Source organism: Xanthomonas sp. LMG 12462 (genome assembly GCF_009192885.1).
GTDB classification, from domain to species: domain Bacteria; phylum Pseudomonadota; class Gammaproteobacteria; order Xanthomonadales; family Xanthomonadaceae; genus Xanthomonas_A; species Xanthomonas_A sontii.
In genome coordinates this window covers 1-5,575 of the sequence record NZ_NMPP01000070.1, presented here as the reverse complement: position 1 = coordinate 5,575, position 5,575 = coordinate 1, and the positions used below count along the sequence as shown (strand labels likewise).

2 tRNA genes and 3 rRNA genes are annotated in these 5,575 nt (G+C 54.6%); all 5 read left to right on the top strand.

From position 1 onward, the window contains the following. The first annotated feature begins 248 nt into the window (after positions 1-248). The 5 genes from CEK69_RS15755 (at position 249) to rrf (ending at position 5,421) form a co-directional block, all read left to right on the top strand. Positions 249-1,793: ribosomal RNA gene (locus CEK69_RS15755) — 16S ribosomal RNA — on the top strand. An 88-nt stretch (positions 1,794-1,881) separates the two neighbouring features. Next, positions 1,882-1,957: transfer RNA gene (locus CEK69_RS15750), tRNA-Ala, on the top strand. 14 nt (positions 1,958-1,971) lie between these two features. Further along, positions 1,972-2,048 (top strand) — tRNA-Ile (locus CEK69_RS15745). Between the two features lie 223 nt (positions 2,049-2,271). Next, a 23S ribosomal RNA gene (locus tag CEK69_RS15740) occupies positions 2,272-5,151 on the top strand. A 155-nt stretch (positions 5,152-5,306) separates the two neighbouring features. Next, positions 5,307-5,421: ribosomal RNA gene (gene rrf, locus CEK69_RS15735) — 5S ribosomal RNA — on the top strand. The 16S, 23S and 5S rRNA genes sit together here with 2 tRNA genes alongside, the layout of an rRNA operon. The last annotated feature ends 154 nt before the right edge of the window (positions 5,422-5,575 follow it).

Genomic DNA, 5,575 nt, shown 5'->3' with positions numbered 1-5,575 from the left:
CAAAAAGCCCGCTATAATGGGCGGCTCACTCGGACGGAAACGTCGGGGCGAAAAAGGGAAAGGCGCTGAGGCCGGCCCCGAAGTTCTTTGACAGTGTGCGCAGGTAACTTGTGAGGACGCCTGCAGATGGAAGTATGTCCATCTTGCAGACGTTCGAATCAAGAGCAACAAATCAATTGCTTTGCAAGCGATACGTAGCTTGGTTTGAACTCTGCATATCAAAGCTTTTGCCTTCGGGCATGTAGTTTTAAGTGAAGAGTTTGATCCTGGCTCAGAGTGAACGCTGGCGGCAGGCCTAACACATGCAAGTCGAACGGCAGCACAGGAGAGCTTGCTCTCTGGGTGGCGAGTGGCGGACGGGTGAGGAATACATCGGAATCTACCTTTTCGTGGGGGATAACGTAGGGAAACTTACGCTAATACCGCATACGACCTTAGGGTGAAAGCGGAGGACCTTCGGGCTTCGCGCGGATAGATGAGCCGATGTCGGATTAGCTAGTTGGCGGGGTAAAGGCCCACCAAGGCGACGATCCGTAGCTGGTCTGAGAGGATGATCAGCCACACTGGAACTGAGACACGGTCCAGACTCCTACGGGAGGCAGCAGTGGGGAATATTGGACAATGGGCGCAAGCCTGATCCAGCCATGCCGCGTGGGTGAAGAAGGCCTTCGGGTTGTAAAGCCCTTTTGTTGGGAAAGAAAAGCAGTCGGTTAATACCCGATTGTTCTGACGGTACCCAAAGAATAAGCACCGGCTAACTTCGTGCCAGCAGCCGCGGTAATACGAAGGGTGCAAGCGTTACTCGGAATTACTGGGCGTAAAGCGTGCGTAGGTGGTTGTTTAAGTCCGTTGTGAAAGCCCTGGGCTCAACCTGGGAATTGCAGTGGATACTGGGCAACTAGAGTGTGGTAGAGGATGGCGGAATTCCCGGTGTAGCAGTGAAATGCGTAGAGATCGGGAGGAACATCTGTGGCGAAGGCGGCCATCTGGACCAACACTGACACTGAGGCACGAAAGCGTGGGGAGCAAACAGGATTAGATACCCTGGTAGTCCACGCCCTAAACGATGCGAACTGGATGTTGGGTGCAACTTGGCACGCAGTATCGAAGCTAACGCGTTAAGTTCGCCGCCTGGGGAGTACGGTCGCAAGACTGAAACTCAAAGGAATTGACGGGGGCCCGCACAAGCGGTGGAGTATGTGGTTTAATTCGATGCAACGCGAAGAACCTTACCTGGTCTTGACATCCACGGAACTTTCCAGAGATGGATTGGTGCCTTCGGGAACCGTGAGACAGGTGCTGCATGGCTGTCGTCAGCTCGTGTCGTGAGATGTTGGGTTAAGTCCCGCAACGAGCGCAACCCTTGTCCTTAGTTGCCAGCACGTAATGGTGGGAACTCTAAGGAGACCGCCGGTGACAAACCGGAGGAAGGTGGGGATGACGTCAAGTCATCATGGCCCTTACGACCAGGGCTACACACGTACTACAATGGTAGGGACAGAGGGCTGCAAGCCGGCGACGGTAAGCCAATCCCAGAAACCCTATCTCAGTCCGGATTGGAGTCTGCAACTCGACTCCATGAAGTCGGAATCGCTAGTAATCGCAGATCAGCATTGCTGCGGTGAATACGTTCCCGGGCCTTGTACACACCGCCCGTCACACCATGGGAGTTTGTTGCACCAGAAGCAGGTAGCTTAACCTTCGGGAGGGCGCTTGCCACGGTGTGGCCGATGACTGGGGTGAAGTCGTAACAAGGTAGCCGTATCGGAAGGTGCGGCTGGATCACCTCCTTTTGAGCATGACAGCTTCATCTGTCAGGCGTCCTCACAAGTAACCTGCATTCAGAGAGTTCCGCCACAGGGCGGAGCACCCCGAAATACCGGGGCCATAGCTCAGCTGGGAGAGCACCTGCTTTGCAAGCAGGGGGTCGTCGGTTCGATCCCGACTGGCTCCACCACTGACGAAGACTTTGGGTCTGTAGCTCAGGTGGTTAGAGCGCACCCCTGATAAGGGTGAGGTCGGTGGTTCGAGTCCTCCCAGACCCACCACTCTGAATGTATCGCACACTAAGAATTTAGATGCTCGGCGTTGAGGCCGTAGCGTTGTTCTTTAATAATTTGTGATGTAGCGAGCGTTTGAGAACACACTTCTCGACGTGTCGTTGTGGCTAAGGCGGGGACCTCGAGTCCCTAGAAATTGAGTCGTTATAGTTCGCGTCCAGGCTTTGTACCCCTGGACTGAATATGACCTTGAGGCAACTTGAGGTTATATGGTCAAGCGAATAAGCGCACACGGTGGATGCCTTGGCGGTCAGAGGCGATGAAGGACGTGGCAGCCTGCGAAAAGTGTCGGGGAGCTGGCAACAAGCTTTGATCCGGCAATGTCCGAATGGGGAAACCCACTGCTTCGGCAGTATCCTGCAGTGAATACATAGCTGCTGGAAGCGAACCCGGTGAACTGAAATATCTAAGTAACCGGAGGAAAAGAAATCAACCGAGATTCCCTAAGTAGTGACGAGCGAACGGGGACTAGCCCTTAAGCTGGTATGGTTTTAGAAAAACAACCTGGAAAGGTTGGCCATAGAAGGTGATAGCCCTGTATTTGAAAGGGCCATGCCAGTGAAGACGAGTAGGGCGGGGCACGTGAAACCCTGTCTGAACATGGGGGGACCATCCTCCAAGGCTAAATACTCCTGACCGACCGATAGTGAACCAGTACCGTGAGGGAAAGGCGAAAAGAACCCCGGAGAGGGGAGTGAAATAGATCCTGAAACCGTGTGCGTACAAGCAGTAGGAGCTCGCAAGAGTGACTGCGTACCTTTTGTATAATGGGTCAGCGACTTACTGTTCGTGGCAAGCTTAACCGTATAGGGGAGGCGAAGGGAAACCGAGTCTGATAAGGGCGCATAGTCGCGGGCAGTAGACCCGAAACCGGGTGATCTAGTCATGCCCAGGGTGAAGGTCAGGTAACACTGACTGGAGGCCCGAACCCACTCCCGTTGCAAAGGTAGGGGATGAGGTGTGATTAGGAGTGAAAAGCTAATCGAACCCGGAGATAGCTGGTTCTCCTCGAAAGCTATTTAGGTAGCGCCTCATATGTATCCTCTCGGGGGTAGAGCACTGTTATGGCTAGGGGGTCATCGCGACTTACCAAACCATTGCAAACTCCGAATACCGAGACGGACTGTATGGGAGACACACGGCGGGTGCTAACGTCCGTCGTGAAAAGGGAAACAACCCAGACCCACAGCTAAGGTCCCAAATTCACTGCTAAGTGGAAAACGATGTGGAAAGGCATAGACAGCCAGGAGGTTGGCTTAGAAGCAGCCACCCTTTAAAGAAAGCGTAATAGCTCACTGGTCGAGTCGGTCTGCGCGGAAGATTTAACGGGGCTAAGCAGTGAACCGAAGCTTGGGGTGCATCGCGATAAGCGATGCGCGGTAGAGGAGCGTTCCGTAAGCCTGCGAAGGTGGATTGAGAAGTCTGCTGGAGGTATCGGAAGTGCGAATGCTGACATGAGTAACGACAATGCGGGTGAAAAACCCGCACGCCGAAAGCCCAAGGTTTCCTTGCGCAACGTTAATCGGCGCAGGGTGAGTCGGCCCCTAAGGCGAGGGCGAAAGCCGTAGTCGATGGGAAGCAGGTTAATATTCCTGCACCTCGCGTAAGTGCGATGGAGGGACGGAGAAGGTTAGGTGTACCGGGCGTTGGTTGTCCCGGGGAAAGGCGGTAGGTTTGGATCTTTGGCAAATCCGGGATCCTTTAAGACCGAGCACCGAGACGAGTCTTTTAGACGAAGTCACTGATACCACGCTTCCAGGAAAAGCTCCTAAGCTTCAGCTTACGCAGACCGTACCGTAAACCGACACAGGTGGGTAGGATGAGAATTCTCAGGCGCTTGAGAGAACTCGGGTGAAGGAACTAGGCAACATGGCACCGTAACTTCGGGAGAAGGTGCACCCTTTTTGGTGGCTCGTGCGAGCTATAGCTGAAGAGGGTCGCAGAAACCAGGCCGCTGCGACTGTTTATCAAAAACACAGCACTCTGCAAACACGAAAGTGGACGTATAGGGTGTGACGCCTGCCCGGTGCTGGAAGGTTAATTGATGGGGTCAGCCGCAAGGCGAAGCTCTTGATCGAAGCCCCAGTAAACGGCGGCCGTAACTATAACGGTCCTAAGGTAGCGAAATTCCTTGTCGGGTAAGTTCCGACCTGCACGAATGGCGTAACGACAGCGGCGCTGTCTCCACCCGAGACTCAGTGAAATTGAAATCGCTGTGAAGATGCAGCGTTCCCGTGGCAAGACGGAAAGACCCCGTGAACCTTTACTATAGCTTTACACTGAACGTTGAGTTCGTCTGTGTAGGATAGGTGGGAGGCTATGAAACTGTGGCGCTAGCTGCAGTGGAGCCATCCTTGAAATACCACCCTGTCGTGCTTGACGTTCTAACCTAGGTCCGTAATCCGGATCGGGGACCGTGTATGGTGGGTAGTTTGACTGGGGCGGTCTCCTCCTAAAGAGTAACGGAGGAGCACGAAGGTACGCTCAGCGCGGTCGGACATCGCGCACTGTGTGCAAAGGCATAAGCGTGCTTGACTGCAAGATCGACGGATCAAGCAGGTACGAAAGTAGGTCTTAGTGATCCGGTGGTTCTGTATGGAAGGGCCATCGCTCAACGGATAAAAGGTACTCCGGGGATAACAGGCTGATACCGCCCAAGAGTTCATATCGACGGCGGTGTTTGGCACCTCGATGTCGGCTCATCACATCCTGGGGCTGTAGTCGGTCCCAAGGGTATGGCTGTTCGCCATTTAAAGTGGTACGCGAGCTGGGTTCAGAACGTCGTGAGACAGTTCGGTCCCTATCTGCCATGGGCGTTGGAGATTTGAGAGGGGCTGCTCCTAGTACGAGAGGACCGGAGTGGACGAACCTCTGGTGTTCCGGTTGTCACGCCAGTGGCATTGCCGGGTAGCTATGTTCGGAAGCGATAACCGCTGAAAGCATCTAAGCGGGAAGCGCGCCTCAAGATGAGATCTCCCGGGACACAAGTCCCCTAAAGGAACCATGTAGACTACGTGGTTGATAGGTCAGGTGTGTAAGTGCAGCAATGCATTGAGCTAACTGATACTAATGATCCGTGCGGCTTGACCATATAACCTCAAGATGCTTCCTCATAAGCATCCCTTAGCGCGACACACGTCGATCGCTCTCACTCGCTCGCTACATCACACCCCATGAGAGGCTGGCGCCCTGCCGTCCTCGGTCCAACAACCGAGTACACGCACGCGGCGACACTCCAACCGTCTCCCTGGTGAAATTAGCGCTGTGGAACCACCCGATCCCATCCCGAACTCGGAAGTGAAACGCAGCTGCGCCGATGGTAGTGTGGCTCAAGCCATGCGAGAGTAGGTCATCGCCAGGGGCTTTACCCCAAATCCCCGTCCCACTAGGACGGGGATTTTTTATTGCGCCTGGAAAAAACCAAACCGACCCCGCGGCGACATGCCACCCGGGGGCTGCGCGCCGTACCCTCACCCCAACCCCTCTCCCGGCGGGGGAGGGGGTCCGGTTTCCTC